Annotated in this window: 25 protein-coding genes and 1 riboswitch; of the genes, 12 read left to right on the forward strand and 13 right to left on the reverse strand. The window is 39.0% G+C overall.

Going from position 1 to position 25,282, the window contains the following annotated elements; genetic code table 11:
- Positions 1-65 precede the first annotated feature (65 nt).
- Positions 66-437 (reverse strand): polysaccharide deacetylase family protein, encoded by a 372-nt coding sequence (locus FS458_RS17075; RefSeq protein ID WP_391503400.1) that lies wholly within the window; start codon positions 435-437, stop codon positions 66-68.
- A 212-nt stretch (positions 438-649) separates the two neighbouring features.
- On the opposite strand from FS458_RS17075, the gene FS458_RS17080 reads away from it, so the two are divergent.
- From FS458_RS17080 to FS458_RS17095, 4 genes are all read left to right on the forward strand, one after another.
- Complete coding sequence (locus FS458_RS17080) at positions 650-1,543, forward strand: PucR family transcriptional regulator (protein ID WP_144702922.1); 894 nt, start codon at positions 650-652, stop codon at positions 1,541-1,543.
- 137 nt (positions 1,544-1,680) lie between these two features.
- A complete protein-coding gene (locus FS458_RS17085; protein WP_137790557.1) occupies positions 1,681-2,778 on the forward strand; it encodes an ABC transporter ATP-binding protein in 1,098 nt (365 codons plus the stop codon).
- Between the two features lie 315 nt (positions 2,779-3,093).
- Positions 3,094-3,873 carry a transporter substrate-binding domain-containing protein gene (locus tag FS458_RS17090; protein WP_144702925.1) on the forward strand — a complete coding sequence of 260 codons (780 nt, stop codon included), beginning with the start codon at positions 3,094-3,096 and terminating at the stop codon, positions 3,871-3,873.
- Complete coding sequence (locus tag FS458_RS17095) at positions 3,866-4,519, forward strand: amino acid ABC transporter permease (RefSeq protein ID WP_144702928.1); 654 nt, start codon at positions 3,866-3,868, stop codon at positions 4,517-4,519. Before FS458_RS17090 ends, FS458_RS17095 begins: the two co-directional genes overlap by 8 nt.
- 35 nt (positions 4,520-4,554) lie before the next feature.
- On the opposite strand, the gene FS458_RS17100 is transcribed toward FS458_RS17095, so the two are convergent.
- Both FS458_RS17100 and FS458_RS17105 read right to left on the reverse strand, forming a co-directional pair.
- Complete coding sequence (locus tag FS458_RS17100; protein ID WP_225218929.1) at positions 4,555-4,806, reverse strand: hypothetical protein; 252 nt, start codon at positions 4,804-4,806, stop codon at positions 4,555-4,557.
- A 69-nt stretch (positions 4,807-4,875) separates the two neighbouring features.
- Positions 4,876-5,070 (reverse strand): alpha/beta-type small acid-soluble spore protein, encoded by a 195-nt coding sequence (locus FS458_RS17105; protein WP_066239924.1) that lies wholly within the window; start codon positions 5,068-5,070, stop codon positions 4,876-4,878.
- A 188-nt stretch (positions 5,071-5,258) separates the two neighbouring features.
- On the opposite strand from FS458_RS17105, the gene FS458_RS17110 reads away from it, so the two are divergent.
- Positions 5,259-5,567, forward strand: coding sequence for an ArsR/SmtB family transcription factor (locus FS458_RS17110; RefSeq protein WP_066391336.1), 309 nt, complete (start codon positions 5,259-5,261; stop codon positions 5,565-5,567).
- A 607-nt stretch (positions 5,568-6,174) separates the two neighbouring features.
- Here the strand turns inward: FS458_RS17110 and FS458_RS17115 are convergent.
- Positions 6,175-7,692, reverse strand: coding sequence for an aldehyde dehydrogenase family protein (locus tag FS458_RS17115; protein WP_144702931.1), 1,518 nt, complete (start codon positions 7,690-7,692; stop codon positions 6,175-6,177).
- A 134-nt stretch (positions 7,693-7,826) separates the two neighbouring features.
- Here FS458_RS17115 and FS458_RS17120 point away from each other — a divergent pair, with 134 nt between their 5' ends.
- The 4 genes from FS458_RS17120 to FS458_RS17135 all read left to right on the forward strand — a co-directional run bounded on the left by FS458_RS17120 (position 7,827) and on the right by FS458_RS17135 (position 11,247).
- The gene (locus FS458_RS17120; protein WP_144702934.1) at positions 7,827-8,618 is read left to right on the forward strand and encodes an SDR family NAD(P)-dependent oxidoreductase; all 792 of its coding nucleotides are present in this window, start codon (positions 7,827-7,829) and stop codon (positions 8,616-8,618) included.
- Positions 8,619-8,817: 199 nt separating this feature from the next.
- Positions 8,818-10,056: a DUF2157 domain-containing protein gene (locus FS458_RS17125; RefSeq protein WP_144702937.1), complete on the forward strand. Its 1,239-nt coding sequence runs from the start codon at positions 8,818-8,820 to the stop codon at positions 10,054-10,056.
- Positions 10,049-10,570 carry a GDYXXLXY domain-containing protein gene (locus FS458_RS17130; RefSeq protein ID WP_144702940.1) on the forward strand — a complete coding sequence of 174 codons (522 nt, stop codon included), beginning with the start codon at positions 10,049-10,051 and terminating at the stop codon, positions 10,568-10,570. The genes FS458_RS17125 and FS458_RS17130 overlap by 8 nt, the downstream gene beginning before the upstream one ends.
- A gap of 344 nt (positions 10,571-10,914) precedes the next feature.
- Positions 10,915-11,247, forward strand: a complete 333-nt coding sequence (locus FS458_RS17135; protein WP_137790566.1) for a hypothetical protein — start codon at positions 10,915-10,917, stop codon at positions 11,245-11,247.
- A gap of 26 nt (positions 11,248-11,273) precedes the next feature.
- Here FS458_RS17135 and FS458_RS17140 read toward each other — a convergent pair whose 3' ends face one another.
- The gene (locus FS458_RS17140) at positions 11,274-12,596 is read right to left on the reverse strand and encodes a globin-coupled sensor protein (protein ID WP_144702943.1); all 1,323 of its coding nucleotides are present in this window, start codon (positions 12,594-12,596) and stop codon (positions 11,274-11,276) included.
- Positions 12,597-12,761: 165 nt separating this feature from the next.
- On the opposite strand from FS458_RS17140, the gene FS458_RS20825 reads away from it, so the two are divergent.
- Positions 12,762-12,914, forward strand: coding sequence for a hypothetical protein (locus FS458_RS20825; RefSeq protein WP_165389501.1), 153 nt, complete (start codon positions 12,762-12,764; stop codon positions 12,912-12,914).
- A gap of 59 nt (positions 12,915-12,973) precedes the next feature.
- On the opposite strand, the gene FS458_RS17145 is transcribed toward FS458_RS20825, so the two are convergent.
- The 8 genes from FS458_RS17145 to FS458_RS17180 form a co-directional block, all read right to left on the reverse strand.
- Positions 12,974-14,998 (reverse strand): ABC transporter ATP-binding protein, encoded by a 2,025-nt coding sequence (locus FS458_RS17145; protein WP_144702946.1) that lies wholly within the window; start codon positions 14,996-14,998, stop codon positions 12,974-12,976.
- Between the two features lie 2 nt (positions 14,999-15,000).
- Positions 15,001-16,758, reverse strand: coding sequence for an ABC transporter ATP-binding protein (locus tag FS458_RS17150; RefSeq protein ID WP_144702949.1), 1,758 nt, complete (start codon positions 16,756-16,758; stop codon positions 15,001-15,003).
- A gap of 750 nt (positions 16,759-17,508) precedes the next feature.
- Positions 17,509-17,976 carry a 6,7-dimethyl-8-ribityllumazine synthase gene (gene ribH, locus FS458_RS17155; protein WP_144702952.1) on the reverse strand — a complete coding sequence of 156 codons (468 nt, stop codon included), beginning with the start codon at positions 17,974-17,976 and terminating at the stop codon, positions 17,509-17,511.
- 16 nt (positions 17,977-17,992) lie between these two features.
- Positions 17,993-19,186, reverse strand: a complete 1,194-nt coding sequence (locus FS458_RS17160; RefSeq protein ID WP_144702955.1) for a bifunctional 3,4-dihydroxy-2-butanone-4-phosphate synthase/GTP cyclohydrolase II — start codon at positions 19,184-19,186, stop codon at positions 17,993-17,995.
- A gap of 11 nt (positions 19,187-19,197) precedes the next feature.
- Positions 19,198-19,845: a riboflavin synthase gene (gene ribE, locus FS458_RS17165; protein ID WP_144702958.1), complete on the reverse strand. Its 648-nt coding sequence runs from the start codon at positions 19,843-19,845 to the stop codon at positions 19,198-19,200.
- A 179-nt stretch (positions 19,846-20,024) separates the two neighbouring features.
- Positions 20,025-20,172, reverse strand: a riboswitch (FMN riboswitch).
- A 54-nt stretch (positions 20,173-20,226) separates the two neighbouring features.
- Positions 20,227-21,594, reverse strand: coding sequence for a TrkH family potassium uptake protein (locus tag FS458_RS17170; protein ID WP_144702961.1), 1,368 nt, complete (start codon positions 21,592-21,594; stop codon positions 20,227-20,229).
- A 103-nt stretch (positions 21,595-21,697) separates the two neighbouring features.
- Positions 21,698-22,774: a hypothetical protein gene (locus FS458_RS17175; RefSeq protein ID WP_144702964.1), complete on the reverse strand. Its 1,077-nt coding sequence runs from the start codon at positions 22,772-22,774 to the stop codon at positions 21,698-21,700.
- A gap of 87 nt (positions 22,775-22,861) precedes the next feature.
- On the reverse strand, positions 22,862-23,590 hold the full coding sequence (locus FS458_RS17180; protein ID WP_144702967.1) for a TIGR02206 family membrane protein: 729 nt from the start codon (positions 23,588-23,590) through the stop codon (positions 22,862-22,864).
- A gap of 122 nt (positions 23,591-23,712) precedes the next feature.
- On the opposite strand from FS458_RS17180, the gene FS458_RS17185 reads away from it, so the two are divergent.
- Both FS458_RS17185 and FS458_RS17190 read left to right on the forward strand, forming a co-directional pair.
- The gene (locus FS458_RS17185; RefSeq protein WP_231607576.1) at positions 23,713-24,333 is read left to right on the forward strand and encodes a YhbD family protein; all 621 of its coding nucleotides are present in this window, start codon (positions 23,713-23,715) and stop codon (positions 24,331-24,333) included.
- Positions 24,300-25,139, forward strand: coding sequence for a polymer-forming cytoskeletal protein (locus tag FS458_RS17190; protein ID WP_370630151.1), 840 nt, complete (start codon positions 24,300-24,302; stop codon positions 25,137-25,139). The genes FS458_RS17185 and FS458_RS17190 overlap by 34 nt, the downstream gene beginning before the upstream one ends.
- The last annotated feature ends 143 nt before the right edge of the window (positions 25,140-25,282 follow it).

Here is a 25,282-nt window from a genome sequence, read left to right on the forward strand (position 1 = left end):
ACAGAGCCATCCTCAGCATGATTCAAGATGTTATGAACAATGTGTAAGGGATCTTTTTTGTGTTCCTAATCCAGACCCGCCACTTCCCATAAAAAAGGCATCACATTGAGCTTCTTTAGAACATCCAAAGTATCTTCATTAAATTGTCCAAAAGGCGGACGAAAATATATCATTTCTTGGCCTGTGAGAGATTCCAGCTGTTTCAAATTCGTAGAAATATCATGAAGCTGGTCACGATAAGAAAGTCTCGTTAAAACGCGATGACGCAATGAATGCCCACCAATCATATGCCTTTCTTCAATCACCCGTTTCCAAGGTCGTTTTACATGCAACAACTTTGATTGCCAAAAGAACAATGCTCTTACTTGATGTTTCTTTAGGATATCTAACAGTTCAACCAAAACAGAGGATGGTCCATCATCAAATGTAAGAATCAATGATTTTGTTCCTTTAGGTGAATCCTGCTTGTCCCAATTTTTTTTATTCGTCCAAATCTCTTTATTTTCCCAGTCGTACACGACCGTTGCAGAAGTTACTCAAGGACACGTTTTCATAGTGTCTCCTCCTTCTTGGGAATCTGTTAGTTTAGTTAACCACTTAACATTGCTATAATAATAGCAAGCTTTTTCTTGAAAGGATATGAAAAAGGATGCTCGATAAGCTAAAGAAGCACTATAAGAATTCTATGACAACAGACCTCTCCCAGCAGTCTGGCTATTACTGGTTCCTTTCAGAGGACAGCGAACCGTTCGGTATCTCAAAACCTGCTGTTTCAGAGTCAGAACTAACATTACTTCGCTCCATGTTTAACACATATGAAAACGATATTTCTTCAAATATTTTTTCAGCACAGCAGTTAAAATGGAGAGCACTTCTTTTTGACGAGAAAGCTACAACAGAAGAAGGCTTCTATCGATTTGTACACTTTTTTAGCAAGCAGCCGATCACGGATCATGCATCATTTTCAGAAGCAGTAAATGGCCTTTTTCCTGAGGATGCAGTTCTCCTTCTTAACAAAGATCTTAAGAGTGGCGTTATTATTGAAACATCCAAACAGGAGTTTAGTGAGACACCTTATGAAGCGTTAAAAGACATGCTCTCTACAGACTTTTATTTAGATATTTCAATTTATATAGGCTGCTATAACAATCAACTTCATCGCGCAAAAGAAACGTATACAAGAGAACAGCAACAATTTTTAGACGTGCGGAATCGTTTGATGCCGAAATCCATATATACAGTAGCTGATATCGTTCCGTATATCCTTCTTCAGTCCGCCAGTCCGATGGCCGATCAAACATTAACATCACTAGTAGAAGAATGGCGAGAAGAAGACGAGGAAACGCTAAAAAGCATCAAAGTATTTGTTGAATGCAACCTTAACGTTTCGTTAGCAGCGAAACAATTATATATTCACCGAAACAGCCTTCAATATCGTGTGGAAAAGTTTTATGACAAAACAGGCATTGATGTTAAGCAATTGAAGAATGCACTAACCGTTTACTTGGCCATTCTTCTTATCGAACAAAAAGATCTTCGCTAGCTTCAAAAATCCTCTTTGTGCACATTGCATAAAGAGGATTTTTTATTTTAGGCATGTCGTCCATTTACGATTACCGATATGAAAGCGTAAACTTAAAACATTAAGAAAACGTTTACATCGGAAGGGGAATTATAAAAATGGCAGGTATTAAGTTAAATAACATCGTAAAAAGATATGATAATAAAGTAACAGCTGTACATGATTTCAACCTTGATATTTCGGATAAAGAATTCATCGTATTCGTAGGACCATCTGGTTGCGGTAAATCAACAACGCTTCGTATGATCGCTGGTCTAGAAGAAATTTCTGAAGGTGATCTTATCATCGATGAGCGCGTTGTAAACGATGTAGCTCCAAAAGATCGTGACATCGCGATGGTTTTCCAAAACTATGCCCTATATCCTCACATGAACGTTTATGACAACATGGCATTCGGTCTTAAACTAAGAAAGTTCAGCAAAGAAGAAATTGAAAAGCGTGTTAAAGAAGCAGCACGTATTCTTGGTCTTGAGCAATACTTAGATCGTAAACCAAAAGCACTTTCAGGTGGTCAGCGTCAGCGTGTTGCACTAGGACGTGCCATCGTTCGTGATGCAAAAGTATTCTTGATGGATGAGCCGTTATCCAACCTTGATGCAAAACTTCGTGTTCAGATGCGTGCTGAGATCACAAAACTTCACCAACGTCTGCAAACGACTACAATCTACGTAACGCATGACCAAACAGAAGCGATGACGATGGCAACACGTATCGTTGTTATGAAAGACGGACGCATCCAGCAAGTTGGATCTCCGAAAGAAGTATACGATACACCTGAGAACATCTTCGTTGGTGGATTTATCGGAAGTCCTGCAATGAACTTCTTGAATGGTACGCTTGAAGACGGATTCTTCAAAGTCGGTGACACGAAGATTGCAGTTCCTGGCGGAAAGATGAAGATTCTACAAGAAAAAGGCTACAACAACAAAGATGTTGTCCTAGGTATCCGTCCAGAAGATATTCATGATGAGCCTGTATTCTTAGAGTCATCTTCAAACACGAAGATTGAAGCGAAAATCGACGTTGCTGAACTGATGGGTGCTGAAACGTTCTTGTACTCTACAGTTAGCGGACAAGATTTTATCGCACGCGTAGATTCTCGTACAGACATTCGCAACGGTCAGGACATTTCCTTAGCGTTTGACATGAACAAAGCACATTTCTTTGATAAAGAAACAGAACTTCGTATTCGTTAATTCATATGTAATAAAAGCTCTGCTTAATCAAGCAGAGCTTTTTCTTGTCGACTATACGACCATTCATTACCGAAATTTGTATTTTATGTGATACATTCATATTTTTATATGATAACTCTTAATTTTTATATGATAGGACTTTAAAATTATGTGTTTATCCCTCCTTTTTATGTGATAATGTGTCCCCTCAAAAAAAATCCCCTGTTATTTTTTTTTTTATCGGGGAAAATGTTTAATGATTGACGAATTCGCCATTCGTTTATACAATAAATTCTATAAAATTTGTCGGGATTATCCTGACGAGGAGGACTTCATTTGAAAAACACATTTAAATTCCTGTCAGCTCTCGCTCTTTCTGTCATTCTGTTGTCAGCATGCGGAAATTCTGACGAGTCAAAATCAGGTTCAGGTTCAGATAAAAAAGTACTTACAATAGGTACAGAAGCTACATATCCACCATTTTCATACCGTGATAAAAAGACAAACGAAATCACAGGCTATGATGTAGAAGTAGCTAAAGAAGTTGCTAAGCGTCTTGATATGGAGCCGAAGTTCGTGGCAACTGAATGGAAGAACATGTTTACGTCTCTAGACTCTAAACGATTTGATCTAGTTGCGAATCAAGTAACTGTAACAGACGAAAGAAAAGCTAAATATGACTTCTCTACTCCTTATACCGTTTCTGGTGGACAAGTCATCGTGAACAAAGACAACAAAGATATCAAAGGAATTAAAGATTTAAAAGGCAAAGTAGTCGGAACAACACAAGGAAGTAACTACGCTGCTGAAGCTGAAAAAGCTGGAGCAAAAACAAAGTTCTATAAAGGTGCTGCACAAGTATTAACAGATTTAGATGTTAACCGTGTAGATGCTGCAATGAACGATCAGCTTTTCATCCTGACAGAATTAAAGAAAACAGATTATAACGTTAAAGCGGTTGGCGAACCTTTTAACGAAAACGAAATGGCATTTGCATTCCGAAAAGATGACAAAGATTTAATTAAAGATGTAAACAAAGCACTTGAAGAAATGAAGAGTGACGGTACACTGAAAAAGCTCTCCGAAAAATATTTTGGAGAAAATGTAAGTGAGTAATTTATCAGAAATTCTGATCAACTCCCTCCCCTATTTATTGGAGGGAGCTGTTTTTACTATCGTCATAAGCCTTGTATCGATTTTCGGAGCGCTTATTTTCGGGTTGGTTGTTGCTTTATGCAGGATGTCATCGAATAAATTCTTGTCAGGGATTGCCAAGGGGTATATTTCTTTCTTTAGAGGAACGCCATTATTAATTCAATTATTGATTCTCTATAACGGTTTCACGTTTATTTATGTACCAGAAGGATGGCAGGCTGCGCTTGCTGGACTCATACTTCATTTTAGTGCCTATATAGCCGAATCCTATCGGGGTGCTATTCAGTCGATTGAAAAAGGTCAATGGGAAGCTGCTTTTTCACTTGGGATGAACAGATATCTTACGTATAAAGAAGTAATTCTCCCACAAGCATGGAGAATTTCAATTCCATCCGTTTGGAATTCATTGATCGATATCGTTAAAGCTTCTTCGTTAGCTTCAGTAATTACAGTACCAGAGCTTACTTTGATGGCAGATCAGATCAGCGCATCACAACTGATCGTATTACCTGTTCTATTAGAAGCTGCAGTCCTTTATTGGATTTTAACTTCTCTATTGGACGGTCTTCGAGTACTGCTTGAAAGAAGAATTAGAATCAGCCAATAATCCCTTCATGTCTCTTTTAGATATGAAGGTTTTTTCTACTCCCACTCACCTATAAAAAAAAGCACTTCTTGATGACAAGCATCACAATAAAACACATGTGGGCATTGGCTTTCTGCAAAATTACTCGGATAGCCATCCTCTAGCTTCAGTTCATCCACTTCCATGTAGGGACTGTAATCATCGAAAAAATCACTTACTCTTCCTTGATCTTGAACCGCTCTTCCGCATTCTGGACAGCGAACGTTTATCGTTTGAAAGTTATTACAGATCGGACACATCGCCATCATTATCAACTCCTATGATTTAAAAAGGGAGTGGATTCCTCCACCCCCGTTTTGTATCAGTTACGAGCTAAGTTAGCGATTACCGCCACTTAACTGTTGCTGACCCATTGCGACTAAACGTTTTGTCATTTCCCCACCAACCGAGCCATTCGCACGAGCAGTTGTATCTGGGCCAAGTGTAACACCGAACTCAGATGCGATCTCATATTTCATTTGATCAATTGCTTGCTGTGCTCCTGGGACAACCAATTTGTTTCTTCTTGCCATGTGTTTCACCCCCTTGCACTTATTGTGTATCTCACCAGTTTCTCTATTCGTTCCTAACACTGGCAATATATAGCGTTCTTCCCACTACAAATCGGGTGATGTATTCAAAAAGGTTGTCTAGTTGGTTTATACTGAATTATAGTAAGAAAAAAATCATGTGATGATTATGAAAAAGTTGGTGAAAGAAAATGTCAAATGAATATGCAGTAGAGATGTTCAGAAAAACCATACCTCTGTTTCAAGCATTAGGTGATCCAGTCAGACAAGACCTCGTTCTGCTTTTAGCGGAGACAGATAAAATGAATGTTACGGATATTGCCAGTCAATCTCCAATGTCACGACCAACAGTCTCCCATCACTTAAAAATTTTACGAGAAGCTGGAATTGTTGGAACGGAGAAAAAAGGGAAAGAGATTTTTTATTTCTTAACCCTTGATCAAACCGTTGTTCAGCTCAAACAGCTCATTCACATTATTGAAGAGGAATGTATTTTGTAAGCTCTTTGTTGTATTCGCTGTTGTTTATGAAGGTAGTTGATTTCCGCTTCAGGTTGCTCGCTTTCCGGGTGGTGTGCGGTGAGCCACCTTGCCGCATTGCGCCATAAGGTGTCTCACCTGTCACACTGATCCCCCAGGAGTCTTCCACCTTACACTACAATCAACCTTTCAAAGATGCCTTTTTGAAAACTAATAGCAACAACTTTTTAAAGAACTGTCAATTTCTATTGAAAAAAGACTTCTAAAAAACGATTCAGCATGGTTGGCTGAATCGCTTTTATTTTTGCTAACTTTTCTTTTTGTTATTACTTCATTGACAAGTTGATTGAAGTGGAAGTGCGAGACTCCTACGGGACGAGCGGTCAGCCTGAAAAGTGGAAGTGGCTCGTTCAGCCCCGACCAGCAAAAGATGAATGGGCTATGAAGGCGCACTTTGCCTTATTGACCGTTCATCTTTTGACCTCGAGGGGCTAGCCACTGCAACTAGACTGGTGGAGACTCCTAAGGGCGCAAAGCGGCAGGAGGCTCACCGTTCGCCCCGTGGAAAGCGAGCAACTGTAACGTAAATCAACTACTTCAAAAACAACTCTGCAAAACGAAAACAGCTCTATTTTTTCCTAAGTTGTTTAATACCTGAACGAATTAATGCCGCTCTTTGTTTGCTGTTTGAGAAATAAGCTCTGATCAATGTTCTTATTTTTGAGTACTTATTTTCGTACGGGTACCAATTTATTTCTCGTTGTTTGATTCCCGCATCCTTCATTACCGACATCTGACGGGTAAAGGTGAACAAGCCTTCGTCTCCGTGATACCTGCCTACGCCGCTGCTTTTCACACCACCAAATGGAAGATGAGGATTTGCTACTGAAACAAGTACATCATTAATTACCGCACTGCCTGTTACAAGCTTTGATGAAACACGATTCGCTTTTTTAGCGTCCTTTGTCCATACACTTGCGTTCAATCCAAACTCAGTGCTGTTCGCTTTTTCGATCGCTTCTTCCTCTGTTGAGAAGGATATCACAGGCAGTACGGGTCCAAACGTTTCTTCTTTAACGATGTTCATATCTTCAGTAACATTCGTTAAGATCATTGGTTCCAAATACATGCTGTCTCCCCACTGATCTGGCTCTTTGCCAGTAAGCAGAAGAGCACCTTTCTCTAATGCATCCTTCACATGATTTCTGATAATCTCTTTTTGGTGAGGAAAAGTTAATGAACCTATATCTACTCCAAGTTTCAGTTTCTTCGTTTCTTCTACAAGCCTGTCGATAAATTCTCCATGAATCGCATGCTGCACATAAACTCTTTCAATCGACATGCAAACTTGTCCTGCATTCGTAAATGCCCCCCAAACTGCACCATTCACTGCTCTTATCATGTGAGCATCTTCAAATACAATCATTGGATCCTTTCCACCAAGCTCCAGGGTATAAGGAATAAACCTCTTACTTGCTTCAACGCCTATCTTACGTCCTGTCTCAACAGATCCTGTGAAGAAAATGCCATCTGGCGTTCCAGAAACCAAAGCTTGTCCCAGCTCTTTTCCCCCATGCGCAACTTGAAGAACATTTTTCGGCAAATTCACTTCTCTCGCAATTTTTTCAATCAACAGTCCGATCGTAGGTGTTACCTCAGATGGTTTTACAATAACAGAATTCCCTGCGATCAGTGCAGAGATTACAGGTGTCATCGATAGTTGAAAAGGATAGTTCCATGGTGAGATGACTAATACTGTTCCTAGAGGAAAATAATCTACATATGAAGATTTACCTAAAAAAAGAATCGGTGTGGAAACTTTTTTCCTCTTTAAAATTTTTGGTGCGCGCTTTTCATAATGCGCAATGATATCAATTACAGGCATAAGATCTGCTGTTAGAGCTTCTGTTTTCACTTTTCCAGTCGCAGCACAAATTTCATCTACGATCTCATCCATGTTATCTAATAGATGCTGCTTTATCTTTTTTATAAACGTTAATCGAGTTTCTAATGTACGTGTGGACCAATATTGAAAAGCAGCAGAAGCTTTTTCATACATTTCAGGAACGTAATTTTCTCCCGTTTCTAGCCACTGGTCGATGGTTTCACCTGTTGCAGGATGTTTTGCAATCATTACGTTTTTCATTCAAGCGCACCTCCTTTGTAAAAATTTTCATATTTCTTCCATCATACCTTTTTTGATGAGTTATTGTTTATTTATTTCTATGGATATGGTATCATGTTGATATTCTTAAACATATAAACATAATGATAGAAAGGATGTTTCTTTTGATAAATAATAAAATTGCACTCATTACAGGAGCCTCAAGCGGAATTGGCCTTGAATTTGCCGATCTCTTTGCGAAAGACGGCTATCATTTAGTCCTTACAGCTAGAAATGAGTCGAAGCTTAATGAGATTGCCGAACAGATGTCTAAAAAATACAATATTCCAGTTACGGTAATTGCAAAAGACTTAAGTCGGACCGACGCTGCAGAAGAACTGACAGCAGAGATTATTGCAAAAGGTATTGAGATTGACGTTCTGATCAACAATGCAGGATTTGCTGCTTACGGACCTTTTAACGAGACATCATGGAAAGATGAAAAAGATATGATACAAGTAAACATAACGGCTCTTACAACACTTACAAAACAGCTTCTTCCCGGAATGATTAAGCGTAATAGAGGGAAAATCTTAAACGTGGCCTCTACTGCAGCTTTCCAACCTGGACCATTAATGGCTGTCTATTACGCAACAAAAGCTTATGTACTTTCCTTCTCAGAAGCCATCAACTATGAATTACGCCATACCGATGTAAGTGTTACCGCTCTTTGTCCTGGTGCTACAGCTACAAACTTCGAAAAACGGGCAAGCCTTGAATCATCTCGCTTGTTTCAATCTGGTGCAATGAATGCGAGCGACGTTGCGCGGTCAGGCTACAACGCCTTGATGTCTAAAGAATCATTGTCGATTCCAGGATTTAAAAACAAGGCATTAGCTAACATCGTACGATTCTTACCTCGCAAAACGATTTTAAAAATCGTGCATTATGTACAAGACAAAAAATAAATGTCATAATTTTGAGAACAGCTTTAAATCGCTGTTCTTTTTTTAATGAACCTTATTTAACATAAGACTTCGAATGCTCTTTTCAATTTATTGCTTGATAACAAAAATTCTATTGTGTAATATTACACTAAAAGAGAATATTTATGTTTCGTCCTGTTTTGTTTGAAATATACATATACATGAATTGAGGTGGTAAAACATGAACAAAAAATGGATGAGAAAAGAAGGTCAAAAGTGGATCGCTGACAACATCATTTCCGAAGATCAGTTAGATTTAATTCTTGCAAGATACCCTGATTCTGAAGACAATGGCAAAGTTACTGGGGTATTACCCATTCTAGCTAGTCTTTTAATCGGCATCGGAATTCTATCTTTCATCGCATCAAATTGGGGAGAAATCTCACCAATCGCCAGACTTTCCTTACTTATCGTGTTTATGCTCGGTTTTTACTATTCTGGTGAACGGTATTTAAAAGCCGGCCAGCGTTCATTAGGTACTTCTCTTAATCTCCTTGGAATCATTACATTTGGAGCAAGTATCATTCTTTTAGGTCAAACTTTTAACCTTAATGCCGTCGATGCACGTTTATTCGTTTTCTGGAGTCTTCCTGCCATCTTTTATTTATTCAGAGATCGTCACAAGTTATATTTTTTCCTTATTGGGCTTTTAACAGTTGGAGGGCAACTTTACAGCATAAGTGAATTTCAAAGCTTTAGTTACCTTTTATGTATCGTTTTTATCATAGCTGTCGGAGGCTTTGTTTTCTTGTACCCATCCACTCTAAAATCTTGGATTTTTACGATTGGACTCAGTACACAAGTTCTCATGTTTATTACGGTTAAAGATATAAATTTACTTTGGTTCTTCTTATTTGGATTCGCTTTATTTACAAGCAGTTTATGGGTTGAAAAGAGAGTATTTAAACAACCGTTTAATCGCCTAGGAACACTCATTGGATTTGGTTTTGCTTACGGATTATATTTCTTACTTACAAATGAATTTTCTTCTGATTTTGAGCTGCCGAACCCTTATCTGTTCATCCCCGTACTGGTCGTTCTATTCGCTCTATCAGTCGTCGGAAAGCGTCAGGAGAATTTATACATGCATGCATGGGAACTCTTGATTTTCATGCCGTTCTTTTACCTTGTCAAAGTGACTGAGCCGTTAATAGTAGGCATTGTTTATTTAATCATCATGTTTGTTTATTCTGGCTTCAAACTTGCGGAGGGCTATCGTAACGAAAGTCGGTCGCAGATCAATTTTGGAATTGTACTCTTTCTGCTCGTTTGCTTAATGGGTTACTTTAATCTGGCATGGTCCTTTATGCCAAAGTCCATTTTCTTCTTATTAGGTGGAATTCTTTTATTTATACTAAATGCGTTTCTCCAACGTAAGAAAAAGCAGATCTTAAAGAACGGAGGTCCGCATCATGATTAAAAAAAGAGGTTGGATGATCGCTGCCCTTCTTCAAGTATTATTTCTGATCTTAATCGCAGGAAGTTATTACACCATCGATTATTTCGGAAAAGAGATCAAGATTAAGACCGTTCCCGTCGATCCAAGAGATCTTTTGTATGGCGATTATGTAACACTTCGTTATGATATCAGTACAGCTCCTCTCAAAAGCTACAAGGGCGATGCCGCTGAACTAGATCGCGGCAATCATAAGACCTATGTTGTTCTGCAGCCTAACAAAGAAGGTTATTATGTGGTTAAGAATGTTTATTCTGAAAAACCAGATATAGCAAAGAACCAGGTTGTGTTAACTGCTAAAGCTGAAAAAGTCTGGGGTCAAAACTCGTTCGACCAAATTCAGCTTACGTATGGGTTTGAGAGGTATTATATTCAAGAGAACACGGGAAAAGAACTTGAACAGCAAGCCAAAGACATGGATGTGATCATAAGTGTTGCACCTTGGGGAGCTCATAAGATCGTAGAGCTGAACCCTTAGATGCTGAACGACTCATAAAGAGCTGAAAATGCCCTTTATGAGTTTTTTTGTTTATTGCTGGGAAGTGTTTGTCGAAAATCGGATAAATAATTTTATCTACGGAATTACCGAGGATTACCTCGTATAAAAATCGGTTTACCTCGTAATAAAAAGAGATTACCTCGTAATGTGTGCCTCAGTTCTCCTCTTATTTCGATAATGTCCTGCAGTCACGCACTACAGCATTCCTACTAAAGCGTTCGTCAGCTAGAAAAACTCTTGCATACATTTTTTATATCTAATTACTCATTATTCTCCGGTTTAAGTTTAAGGATTACGGGAAAATTGATAATGAGGTGAAAACAATGTCAGATACTAAAATTATCGAACTAAAAGATGTACTAAATGGGTGGGCTGGTAACCAGATTTCTATTCGTAAAGAAGAAGCAGGAGATCTAGATCAAATCAGAATCTCATTGGATAAGGCAACCTTTGAACAAAGAGACGCACATGATGACTATTTAGGTGATCACATATTGTTTTTACACGGTACAGCTTATGCAGCAGAAGAAGGTTCACAAGTAGAGCTACCAACAATTACGTACGAGATACCAATCGATGGAATCAATGATATACGAACAGACGATAACATCGTTTCATTCGAAACCAATAGAGCACAATATGTAATCAATAAATAAAGAAGAGATCCCGCGGGATCTCTTCTTTATTCTTGTTGCATGCTTTTCGTAACATCTGTTAACGAATCTGCTGATACAGCGATCTGCCCTACAGCATGACTCAGTTCTTCTATCACTTCAGCCATCACTTCTACTTCTTTTTCTAACTTTCCGCTTCGATTCGTACTCTCATCCATCTTAGAAAGAATAGCTACAAAGAAATCAGATATTTCCGTAGCTTCACTGACACTGTCATTTATATAATGATGAATGCTTTCAACAGATTGAGTGACAGCTTCTATTCGTTTGTGTGTGTTTTTCACAAGTTCAGAAACACCTGAAACAGACGTCTTTGTTTGATCAGCTAATTTTCGAACTTCATGAGCTACAACAGAAAATCCTTTTCCAGCCTCACCAGCTCGAGCGGCTTCTATCGCTGCGTTAAGGGATAGAAGGTTCGTTTGTTCTGCGATCGCTGTAACGATATCCACAACATCGTTAATCTTAACAGTTGCTTGTTCCAAGCTGATTAGTTCTGTTGTAATCTGTTCTGATTGATCTTTTACTTTTAGGATCATTTGCTGATGATCATCTAGTTTGTTCTTACCTGCTAACGAATTATTAGAAACCTGTATAGCAGATTCTGCTGTGCTCTTTGCAAAAACAACCACTTCATCAGCCTTTGAAGTTAATTCTTCTAGTGCTGCACTCGTCTCTTCTGAGATACTCGCTAGTTCTTCCACAGAATCCCCGACCGATAATGCGATCTGTCTTTTTTGCTCTTCATGTTGCTCTCTTTGTTTGATTTGCTCTAACTCAAAAGCTTCTAAAACAATCTGCTGTTCAAAATTTAGAATCTTCGTCACTGCTTTAACAGCAAGCAGATACTCATTTTTATTCTCAATATGCTTGTCCAAAATAGATAAAAAAGACAGCAACATATCCTGAAAAGAACAGATATACCATTTCGGCTGCAGTCCGATCTTAAAGTGGATGCGGGCGATCACTTTTCTTTGTTCGATATACGCTGTGTCGATAACGCCGTCAAACATTTCTTGTATGTGCTGAATCAGCGTTACTTGAAGTTTATTAATAGAGCTGTGTTTTTGAATAATTTCCATCAAACCAGGCACATGTTCAATATTTTTATAAAATTGGTTCACGATTTCTTCTATATTCTCAGAGATCAACGGTTTGATCGAGCGAATAATCGCTAAGTCATCCACTGTTAATGAAATCATGTTCAATTGCTTCTGCCATTCACTGTTTGGAGATACTAAGATCTTCACATCTTCTTTTACGTTTTCAGTAGGATCAAATAATAATGTCGTACTCTTCTTTTTTGTTAGTATGCTTAAAATAGATGCCAATTTGCTTTCCTCTTCCTTTATAATCACTCACATTTCATCCAATATGATGCAATTACATGCGACTATACGCTCATTTTATAGATTCATATGTTTTATCGACTTCTTTAAGGGAATCTTTTACTAAACAAAAATATTTTTAAAAAAATAATTAGAGGAGTGATTCACATGTGGAAAAAGAGATGGGCCGCTGGAACCTTGGCAGCAATGTTAACGTTAGGTGGATTAACTGCTTGCGGTGATGGTGTAGACCAAGACAACGGTGTAGACGATGGCGAACAAAATGATGAGATGGATGAAAAGAATAAAGAAGAAGGTTAATAATGAACCCTCTAAAAATAACGAAAAAAAGGACCCCTTAGTGAGGCCCTTTTTTTCGTTTAACTTACGGCACGTGTTTCCGTTTTTCCTTGTTGTAGCTGGTACATCTGGAAGTAACGTCCCTTTTCTTTCATCAATTCATCGTGACTGCCGCGTTCTACGATCACACCACGATCGAGAACTAGGATCTGATCGGCACTCTTAATCGTAGAGAGTCTGTGAGCAATAATGAAAGTCGTTCTTCCTCTTTTTAACACATCTAACGCCTCTTGAATCACAGCTTCTGTTTCAGTATCGATGCTTGCCGTTGCTTCATCAAGAATTAAGATAGCTGGATTGTACGCTAACGCTCTTGCAAATGAGATTAATTGTCTCTGACCTGATGAAAGGGTACTCCCTTTTTCAATAACCGGTTCATCCAATCCTTTTGGTAAGTTGTTGATAAACGGCATTGCCCCTACATCCGTCAGCGCTTTTTCAACTTGTTCACGTGTGATCACTGGATTATCTAAGCTCACGTTGGATGCGATCGTTCCTGTAAACAAGAATGGATCTTGTAAAACGATTCCCATATGCTGTCGGAGCTCTTGTTTAGAAAGCTTCATGATGTCTTGGCCATCGATCATGATTTTTCCTTGTTTAATGTCATAGAAACGGAACAGCAAATTCATGATTGAACTTTTCCCAGAACCCGTATGACCGACAAGCGCCACTGTCTCACCTTGATTTGCTTCGAAAGCGATATTTTTTAGGACAGGTTCACCTTCTACGTAACTGAACGTTACATCTTGGAACGCTACATTCCCTTTGTATCGCTCAATCTCTGTTTCTGTTACTTTCTGCCCTGGCTCATCCATCAGCACAAATACTCGCTCTGCAGATACAAGTGCCTGCTCAAGCTGTGCAAGCTGGTTAACCATACCTGTAACAGGGTGGAACATTCGGTTTAAATAATCTACAAACGCATACAGAACACCTATTGAAATGACAGAACCTACGCCAAGCGCCTGCCCTCCAAAGTGCCAGATGAACGCCATAAATGCAAGGTTCTTTAATAACAATACAAGGTTATGTCCCGTCATCGCGTTAAGACTTAAGAGCTTATTTTGAAAGGTGAAGTATTCTTTATTCATCGTTTCAAATTCTTCAGAAGTCTTATTTTGCCGCTTAAATGCTTGAATGATTGTCATACCGTTGATTGATTCATTTATCATTCCGTTAATGTCACTAAGCGTAGAACGAATCTTATGATTGTATTTAGACGCAAACTTTCGATAAACAATGATCCAAACCACAAGGATCGGTACCAGGATCAAACAGATCGTTGCAAGCTTAGGATCAAGCAAGAACAACGCGATGAATATCCCTGTCAGATAGATGATTCCTGTAAAGAAGTTTGCTAGAACGTTAATAAATAATTCTTTAATTGCTTCTGTATCATTCGTAATTCGGGAAACGATTTTTCCAGCAGGTTGATTATCAAAATACGTAATCGCTACACGCTGAACGTGGGCGAACACATCTTGACGAATCTTCTTGATAACCAGATTTGACGAGCGCTGCAGCATATAACGCTGACCATACTGAAAGAATGCTGCAAAAACGAGAAGACTTAAGTAGATCATGGTCAGTTTCATGATTCCCGCTATCTCCGGCTTATAAAAAGCAAATGTTTCACTCGTACTTAGTTTATCTGCCGAATAAGTTTCTGATTTTCCTTTAAAAGAAATCGTCACCTCTCCGTTACTCGCTTTTCGTTCCCCATCAAAAGCTATTTTGTTTGGTACAACGAAATAGTCTCGTTTCACTTGGATAACTCGTATCTCTTTTCCTTTATCTTCTCCTTGATCAAAATGATCGCTTCGCTTATACCAGTTTCCATCGTATTTCACTGCTTCTTTTTCTTTATTATCCACTTGATGCCATGGCCGCTCGATACCAAGAATATGGTCATCGATCATTGTCTTTGCGATGAACGGTCCAGTTAGCTCCGCTCCAATGGCAACAGTAAGCATCAGAAGCCCGAGAATAAAATTCTTTTTATAGTGAAGTGCGTATTGAAACAGGCGTTTTCCAACGTTCATGGCTACACCGCCTTATTATCGTTTAAGTTTTGTTCGATTTGTTGACGTTCGTGCTGTTCTTTATACCAGCCGTCTCTTGCTATTAAATCCTCATGTCTGCCTTGATCCACAATGGCCCCATCATCAATTACGATGATCCAATCTGCATGTTCAACTGCCGACAATCTGTGAGTTGTAATAAAAGTGGTTTTCCCAGCGCGTTCTTTTCGGATATTACCGATGATCGCTGTCTCCGTCTTCGCATCAACAGCTGATAAGGCATCGTCTAGAATCAAGATCTCAGGATCTACACACAGTGCTCGTGCAATAGACACACGCTGCTTCTGCCCTCCTGATAACGCGACACCTTTTTCACCAACAAGTGTGTTCAATCCTTCTGGAAGGAACTGAACATCTTTTCTGAATGATGCCATCTCCATAACATGATTCAACTTATCTACACCCGCTGTGCTATTTCCGAACAGGATATTTTCCTCTACTGTTTTGGAGAAAAGAATAGCATCCTGAGGTACGTATCCGATCCATCCTTGCAGATCTTCTAATGCGATATCCTCAATGCTCACACCAGAGAATGTGATGTTCCCTTTTCCAGACGGATATTCTCTTAAAAGCTGTTTAAGAAGTGTTGTTTTTCCGCTGCCTGTTCGGCCAACAATTCCAAGAGTCGCACCTTTTTCCACCTTAACATTGATGTTCTTTAAGTTATCTGTCTCAGAAGAAGGATAACGGAATGTCACATCTTCAAATGCAATCGTCCCCGGATCTTCTAATGAAATGAGGTCTTCTCTATCCTTAACATCCGGCTCGTAGCTAAGCGTCTCATTCACACGATCAAGTGACGCACTTCCACGTTCCATGACGTTAATAAGCTCACCGATCGCGATCATCGGCCAGATCAACATACCTAAGTAAACGTTGAACGTAACTAGCTCTCCAAGTGTAATCGTCTTATGAAAGACCATGTATGCTCCGTAACCTAAACCGATCAAATAACTGATCCCTACTAAAACCTTGATCGTCGGTTCGAATAAGGCATCGATTCTTGATACAGCCAAGTTCTTTTCAAATACATCTTCTGTAACTTTATTGAAGCGCTCTACATCCTCTTCTTCTTGAACATAAGCACGAATAACACGTACTCCTTGTATGCTTTCCAGAACAGAATCGTTCATTTCTCCAAAGGCGTCTTGTGCAACGGTAAAACGCTGATGTACTTTCTTTCCGTATTTTTTAATAATAAAAGCGATAATCGGCAGTGGAATGAGCGCTGCAAACGTTAATTTCCAACTGATCATGAATCCCATCACGAACAGGATTGTCAGCATGAACAAACTAGAATCAACAAGAGTTAAGATTCCAAATCCTGCAGTCATCGAGATGGCTTTTAAGTCATTTGTGGCACGTGCCATCAGGTCTCCTGTTCTATTTTTCTCAAAAAACGTAGGAGTCATCTTTAATAAGTGCCGCATAAAACTAGAACGCATCGAGCGCTCGATGATAAAGGCGCCTCCAAAAAGCTGATACATCCAGATATACATCGTAATGTACATCGAAACGAGAACAGCTACAAAGATTCCAAGAGTCTTCATCATGTCTTCTTTTGTGATCGTGCCCATATGAATGGAGTCAATGATGTTACCGATGAGTTTCGGTGGGATGATCTCGATGATCCCAACGCCAGTCAGCAACACTACCGCAATTGTGTATCGTATCCAATGTTTCTTAAAGAACCAAGCTAATTTACCTAAAACTGAAAACATAATGTCTCTCCTCTCGATCTACCATTCTTTTAAACAGTTGTTTAACGAAGCTACCCAAAAAGTGTATGATCCTTGCGTTCTAGCCACACATTCAACGATTTTCTTTTCATTTGTTCTCCTCCTCATAATTAGTGGATCTATTGCAACAAGAAGAGTGATTTCTTCTATGCAAACAAAAATAAAAAAGCATACCATTCGAACTCGGTATGCTTTGAAATCATAAAAAAACACACGTCACGACTGGGGTGACCTGCGTACAAACTTGTATATAGAAAAGGCAGATATGTAGAATAATAATTCTAATACATCTCTTCCGGCAGGCCATGGTATGAAATTGTAGAGTCAACATGCATTACTACAGTGACCGCAATTTGAGTAACAATCATTTCTTTCACCATGACACAACCATCCTTTCCATAATTTTGTAGTTTGTAACTTTGGTAATCTTAACACTATTCTAATAACTATGTCAATTGCTTTTAGATATGCTTAAAATTATTTAAATTGCTGTTAATTTGTGCTTTAGAAGGGTGTCAGGCTTGATGTTTTAGCCCCCATTCCAAAAGTTGTAGTATTCAATCCAGAAGTTGTAGCATTTAATCCACGAGTTTTCACCTTCAATCCACAAATTTACGCACTCCATCCACGAGTTATTACTCTCAATCCAAAAGTTACCCTCGAATCGACACCCTTCGACAAATCCAAAAAACCCGCCACTACAAAAGTGACGGGCTATCACACACATGCTATTTATCCTAACTGACGCGTTAAGTTTGCCATTTCAATAGCAGACACAGCTGCTTCCCAACCTTTGTTTCCTGCTTTCGTTCCAGCGCGTTCAATCGCTTGTTCGATTGAATCAACGGTTAACACACCAAAGATTACTGGAACACCGCTCGTCATAGATGCTTGAGCGACTCCTTTTGCTGCTTCGTTACATACGTAATCAAAGTGAGGCGTTGATCCGCGAATGACAGCTCCTAGCGTTATAACTGCATCATAATTACCGCTATCCGCCATCTTTTTAGCGATCAGCGGAATCTCAAACGCTCCAGGAACCCAAGCGATGTCTACATCGTCTTCAGAAATACCGTGTCTCTTAAAAGCGTCCTGTGCACCTGAAACTAATTTATCTGAAATAAAATCATTAAAACGTCCTGCTACGATACCTACTTTTAATCCTGTACCAACTAGATGTCCTTCAAAAAATTTTGCCATGACTATTCCTCCTGATTTAGAAATGAAGCATATGCCCCAATTTGCTCTTCTTTGTTTTTAGGTAATCTTCGTTGTTCTTGTTATGAGGCATCTGAAGCGCCACACGATCGGTCACTTCTAAGTCATAACCTTTTAATCCAGCAATCTTTCTTGGATTGTTCGTTAGTAGCTTCATCTTACTGATGCCAAGGTCCTTTAAAATCTGAGCACCTATGCCATAGTCACGCAGATCTGGTGCGAACCCAAGCTGTTCGTTGGCCTCAACCGTATCTAAACCTTCTTCTTGAAGTTTGTAAGCTTTCATCTTATTGATGAGTCCGATGCCGCGGCCTTCTTGTCTCATGTACAGCAGAACGCCACGACCTTCTTTTTCAATCTGAGAAAGTGCAGCGTGAAGCTGTAACCCACAATCGCACCGAGCAGAGCCGAACACATCACCTGTTAAACACTCAGAATGAACACGAACTAATACAGGTTCTCCGTTTTCTACGTCACCTTTTACAAGTGCCACGTGTTCTTTCTCATCCAATACATTCGAAAAACCGATCGCTTTAAAATCTCCAAATTCGGTAGGCAGATTAATCTCTACTTCACGCTTAACCATCTGCTCTGTTTTGTTTCGGTACGTAATAAGATCTTTAATCGTAATCAGCTTCATATTGTGCTGTTTCGCAAGCTCAACAAGTTCAGGAACACGAGCCATCGTTCCATCTTCTTTCATGATTTCACAAATAACACCTGCAGATTTACTTCCTGCCATTTGGGCAAGATCGATGGCAGCTTCTGTATGTCCTGCTCTTCGCAACACACCTCCATTTTTTCCGATCAACGGAAAAATATGACCAGGGCGCTTAAAATCTGTAGGCAAGGATTCTGTATTTACTAACTCACGTACTGTTGCCGCTCTTTCTTGAGCCGAAATCCCTGTTGTTGTGGAAATATGATCAACACTAATCGTAAAAGCTGTCCCATGTGAATCCGTGTTGGTAGTTACCATTGGTGAAAGGTCAAGCTTTCTTGCAATTTCTTCAGAGATCGGTGTACAGACTAATCCTCTGCCATGCGTCACCATAAAATTGATGGTTTCAGGAGTGATCCCTTCAGCGAGTGCTACAAAATCACCCTCGTTTTCACGATCTTCATCATCGACTACGATCACAATCTTTCCTTCTTTCAGATCTGCAACTGCTTCTTCTATGGAGTGAAACATGAACTCTCCTCCTAAAATCCGTGCTCTTGTAAGAAATCAAGAGACAACTTCGACTTTTGTGTAGTTTCTTCTTTCGGCGACAACATATTGTGTACATATTTGGCAAGCATGTCGCATTCGATGTTCACGATGTCACCCGTTCCTTTCGATCCTAAAATCGTATGTTCTGCTGTATGAGGAATTAAAGAAACGGTAATCGTACTTTTGGTTACCTCAAATATTGTAAGACTTGTTCCATCTACACACACAGAACCTTTCAACATAAAATAGCGCATGAGATGGTCGGGCAACGCAATCGTATAATAGATGGCATTTCTTTCTGGACGCTTTTCAATGATTGTTCCTGTCCCATCCACATGCCCGGAAACAAAATGTCCACCGAACCGGCCACCGGCAGCCATCGCTCGTTCAAGATTGACGAAATCACGGTTGTTTAACAGTCTCAATGTGGAAGAACGGAACGTTTCAGGCATAACATCTACGGAGAACTCCCTTTTACTAAAAGAAGTTACCGTTAAACAAACACCGTTTACCGCTATACTATCTCCAAGGTTTACATCTTTTAATACTTCTTCAGCTGTTACGGTTAGTACGATTGTTTCGTTGCCTTTGGAAATGGATTTTATCGTACCCTTTTCTTCGATAATGCCTGTAAACAAAAAGCTTTCCCTCCCCTCGTATGACGTTCGTATCATCGTAAATATGCATAAGCAGGAGTCCTTTTTTCTTAATACAAATAACCCCGGAAACAAAGCTTCCGGGGTTTTAAATGTTAAGAATATAACGAAATAAACCTTTAGTTATACCTATTTTAAACACAGGTATTCTAAAAGTGTTCACGTTCCTTCTCCCATCCAGACTATACTGTCGGCTTCGGAATTGCACCGAATCCACCGTTTCTGCTACAAGCAAAACCGGGTCACGGACTAAGAGGCTCTGGCCTCATCACCGCCGGTTGGGAATTTCACCCGACCCCGAAGGACTTATTTACTTATGTTCATTATAAGTAAACATCGAAGTGAATTCAAACGTGATCACTTTTATTGACCAATTATTAATTTTTCTTTCGGATAATGAATGTGCTCTGTAACCACTTTTCCTCGAATAATGAACAAGAATGACAATACGCCAATTCTTCCGATAAACATCAGAAGCATTAAGATCACTTTACCGGTTGAGCTTAACTGACCTGTAATTCCAGTGGAAAGCCCTGTCGTTCCGAAAGCTGAACATACCTCGAAGAATAAGTACTCGATCGGCATAGGGTCAGTAATCGCTAAGATGATTGTGGATGTCGTACAGAGCACCATTGCTACAATAATAACGATAAATGATTTTTGAATGTCTTCTGGATAGATCTCTCTCTTGAAGATCTTAATCGTGTTTCTCCCTTTTGCATAAAAGAGTATTGCTAAAAGAGCTACCGCAAACGTAGTCGTTCTTATCCCTCCACCAACAGAGCTAGGTGAAGCGCCAATAAACATCATGATCGATAAGAAAAGCATGGTTGGAACTGTTAGTTGCGAGATATCCATCGTAGATAAACCGCCACTTCGAGTCGTTACAGATTGAAACATCGAATAAAAGAAAGACTCATGCCAAGACTTCCCTTCAAAAAAAGCGTTCATCTCTAGTACATAAAAACCAATAGCACCTGTTACAACCAGAATAGCAAATGTAGTTGTTGTAACCTTTGTAAAAAGAGTGAACGTATAACGTTCTAGGTACTTGCGCTCTTTAATGAAGTTATTGATCTCAACTAGAACAGGAAAACCGATCGCTCCTGATGTGATCAATAACATCGTCACGATCTGAACGAGATAATCATGACGGAAAGGAATTAACGAACTTCCGGTGATATCAAATCCAGCGTTGGTTGTGGCTGTAACTGCCGCGAAAAAGGCGTGATATAATACTTCTATCTCTGTATCATAATATGGCTGAAACAAAATGAAGAACAACACAGTTCCTACAATTTCAATTCCAATAATTAAAGTCAAGATCTGCTTCATCAGTTGGACAAGTCCAGCAAGAGTTGATTGGTTTTGATCCGTCATAATCAATTGACGTTCTCTCATCCCAATCCTCTTTCCTATTAATAACCAGACTGCTGTACCGAGCGTCATAACACCGATACCACCAATTTGGCAGATTAATGCTAATAGGATGACTCCAACGTGATTGAACGTTTCTGAGATACTGACAGAAGTTAGCCCTGTTACACTAACTGCACTCACCGCTGTAAATAGAGCATCAATAAACTTCAGCTCTACTCCTTCGTTATGCCCGACTGGTAAGCTTAATAGTAAAGTGGCTACTAAAACAGACAATAAATAAAAGATTACAATAAGCTGAACGGAAGTTAGAAATGATTTTTTTTGTTGTGTAGTTGCTGTATTTTTAAACATATATTTTCACCTGTCGAGAGGATTTTTCTGTAACCTTCTGAAATCTTAACAATAGCATTTCCATTTAACAAGGTGAAATTGAACATTTGCTAAAAAAAGACTGTTAATCTTCTAAAATACATTCTTCATCAGCCATTCTCTTTTCAATAAGCCTCATTAATTCAGCCGGATGATCTACTTTAATAACTACCCTTGTTACGTTCTTCTTAAATCCATATATGATATCTGACCTTACAGTTTTTTTCAACAGCAACTCAATATTCGGTTTTTCCGGAATAAAATCACTTACTCGCGCTTCAAACGTATACTTGAGTTCAGCTGCACTCAACTCATCAGGTCCTTCATACGTTTTCCATTCTTGGATGTCTTTAAACGGAAGTTCAAGGCTCTTGATAAAACCTACATTCAGAATCAACGAATCCTCTGTGACAATCACAGGTACTTTTTTTACGGCTTGCATCTGACCGATGAGAAACAGAATAGAATAGATGTTGATAAATAGTAAAATCAGAGAGACGGTATGATTCCACTGGCTGAAGAAATAATGAAGGCCGACCGATTCTATGATCAGCGCGTGAATCAGCATGAGCTGGAGAGCTACATAACTCGTATTCTTATGATAAGTAAATGTTTGTTCATTCATTAAGGGTCCTTTACGCCAGGAAAAGAGTGCATAATAGAACATCGTAACTTCACTAACGAGAGTATCCATCAAACGACTTCGTGTGAAATGGACGTTAACAGCTTGTTTGATTTTTAATAAAAACGGTAGTTCTCTATTTAACTCACGATACGTCTTCTTTACTTTAGGAAATTTTCTGCACACGATAAACAATAAATAAAGCTCAATGGAGATAAAACCCGCTTCTAAAAGAAGAAGAGCTTTCGGGATAAATGATACAGATTTCAGCAGATCATCTGGAATGATAAATGAAGCGACAGCATAACTCACTAATGCGACAAGCAGTGTCAGCTTCCATGAGTATCTTTTGCGAATAATAAAGTAATAGGTAAGTAGAGGAATAACAAGAAGAAAATCAAACATGGAGCCAATGAGCACAGAAGTAGGTACTGGTTGGAAATAAGTTGTCTGATAAAGAATTACATTGCTGCCAAAGACCAATAAGCTAAGAAATAGATAAGGTATCCACCTGATCGGCCTGTTCATGGTTTCAATCATAAAATCCCTCCTCATTTCCATTATACAATAAATTCCATTATGTTCTTCTTTTGCACGGCTTTGTCACAAAAGGTACAAAAAAAGGACCTATGCTTTTAACGGCGGATGGCCCTTTTTGGAGTGGATTCGTTTTTCTTTGACCGGTATAAAAACAAGCAGACATAAACAGAAAGCGACTAGTTCTAATGATAGGATATACCACGGATAAGGTCCTAAGAAATCCATAAGAGAAGCACTCGATGGTTTCTCTAGCAAAAACATATAATTCGCATCAATCGCTACATCTACAACGTATACAAGTACCGCGTAAACGTTCAGCCATAAAAAGGATTGAAAAAGAAGATGCCAGCTAATGGTATAAGACTTTATAATCGCGTAGTAAAGAGCAGTCCAAACAATAAATGCATGCGCCAGAAAGTATTGAATGAAACGAAAATGCCAAGGTTCCTGAAACAGCTCTGGTGTCAATAATCCTTGTACAGCACCTGTTAGTCCAAAAAGATAAACAAAAGCAAAAAGTCTCCGATTATCCGTTAAGAGCAACAAAACGCATAGCAGAATATTGAAACTGCATAACTGCAAAGGAAGGAAAATATGAAGGTCCCATAAATCATTATGAATGGCCCATATGTGATATGTGCTTTCAGAGACGATAAGTCCTGTGATCAAGATCTTCTTCCATACGTGCATCTTCCTAATCCGAATACGGTAACCATACATGCTTATACTCACAAAGAAAATAAAAACTAATAATGAAACATGCTCCCACTGAAACATCCTAAAACCAGAAGTCCCTGCACTAAACCAATTCTCCATTAACCCCTCCACCTTCTACCTATTATTATTCAAAAGTCTTTCTGCACTTTCCTTTATATCATTTTAAAAATCGTTGCATAACGTAACAGTGTTATGTTACATTGAAAACAAGGAGGTTAATCATGGAAAATCTAATCTCAAAAAAAGATCTATTAGAAGAAGCGAATATCTCATACGGCCAACTATACAGATGGAAAAGAAAGAACTTGATTCCAGAAAACTGGTTCATTCGAAAATCTACCTTTACAGGGCAAGAAACATTCTTTCCTAAAGATGATATTTTGCTACGCATCGAAAAGATAAAAACCTTAAAAGATGATTTATCACTCGATGAACTAGCTGATATGTTCTCCCCTTCTCCAACACTTACATCATTATCAACAGAAGAACTTACTAAACGTAACATTGTTTCACAAACAGCTTTAGACATGTTCAACAATTTTCATGGGCCTAATCTATCTTTCTCTTTTGATCAGTTATTAACGCTATATGTATTGAATTCCTTGTTGCAAACAGGCGATGTAAACCGATCAGAAGGCCTAGACTTGTTGAAGCTCTTTCACGAACAGGCACAGACCCTTAAGAGCAATGAAAGTGAATTGATCTTTATCAGAAAGATGGGGGTCTCCATCTTTATTCTTACACCTGAACCAGCCAATCTTTTATTAGAGTCTCAAGCCAAAAAAATCGCTCACTACAAATTAAGTCAGTGCATGGAAGAACTAAAATTAAAGCTTTCTTAATATTTGAAGGAGGAATAGAAATGGAACAAACTCAGTTAAAAAACATTAGCATTTCTGGATCAGGGACTTCATCTGGTGGCGAGTATGATCAAGTAAAGGTTAACGGATCTGCACATATACACGGTGATCTTATTTGTGAACAGTTCAAATGCAACGGAAGCGCTCATCTCGAAGGAAACATAACAACAAATACCGCTAAGATCAATGGATCCACACATTTTGAAGGCGATGTAGAAGTGAAGGAAATGACGATTAACGGCAGTACCGATATCGACGGGAATCTTTTATGTGATGAATTAAAGGTTCAAGGCTCTTCTACGATTAAAGGAAATGTTAAAGGTAAAGAGATTATCGTTCGTGGTTCTGCCTCTATAGATGGAAATGTTTCGAGTGATGAAATAGATGTAAAAGGGCAAGTGAAAATAAAAGGAGATTGTGAAACTGAATCTTTTGAAGCTCGCGGCAATTTTAAAATTGATGGCCTCTTAAATGCAGGCACGATCGATGTGGAACTTCTTCGTCATTGTGAAGCAAAAGAAATAGGTGGCGAGAACATCACGGTTAAAAAGACTCGCGATGCATCTGGTTTTAAAAAACTAATTAAGTTTTTTATGAGCAACCACAATGACCAACTAACCGCAGAGGTGATCGAAGGCGACAACTTATACCTTGAACATACACATGCAGAAGTAGTTCGAGGAAACACAATAGAAATCGGACCCGGCTGTGATATAAAAAGGATTGAATACAAAACAAGTCTAGAGATTGATCCCGATGCTAAAGTGGGAACACAGGAAAAAATTTAATCATAAGGATTCGAACTTTAAAAAAGCTACCCGATCTTGCGGTAGCTTTTTTGTTTTGGTTGTTACAATACTCTATTTGCGAGCCCCCTTATGCGATAGAGCGAAAGTGCGGAAAGCGAAGCACATGAAACGGAAATCTACAG

The sequence above is a fragment of the Fictibacillus phosphorivorans genome, from assembly GCF_007673525.1.
GTDB lineage: Bacteria > Bacillota > Bacilli > Bacillales > Fictibacillaceae > Fictibacillus > Fictibacillus phosphorivorans_C.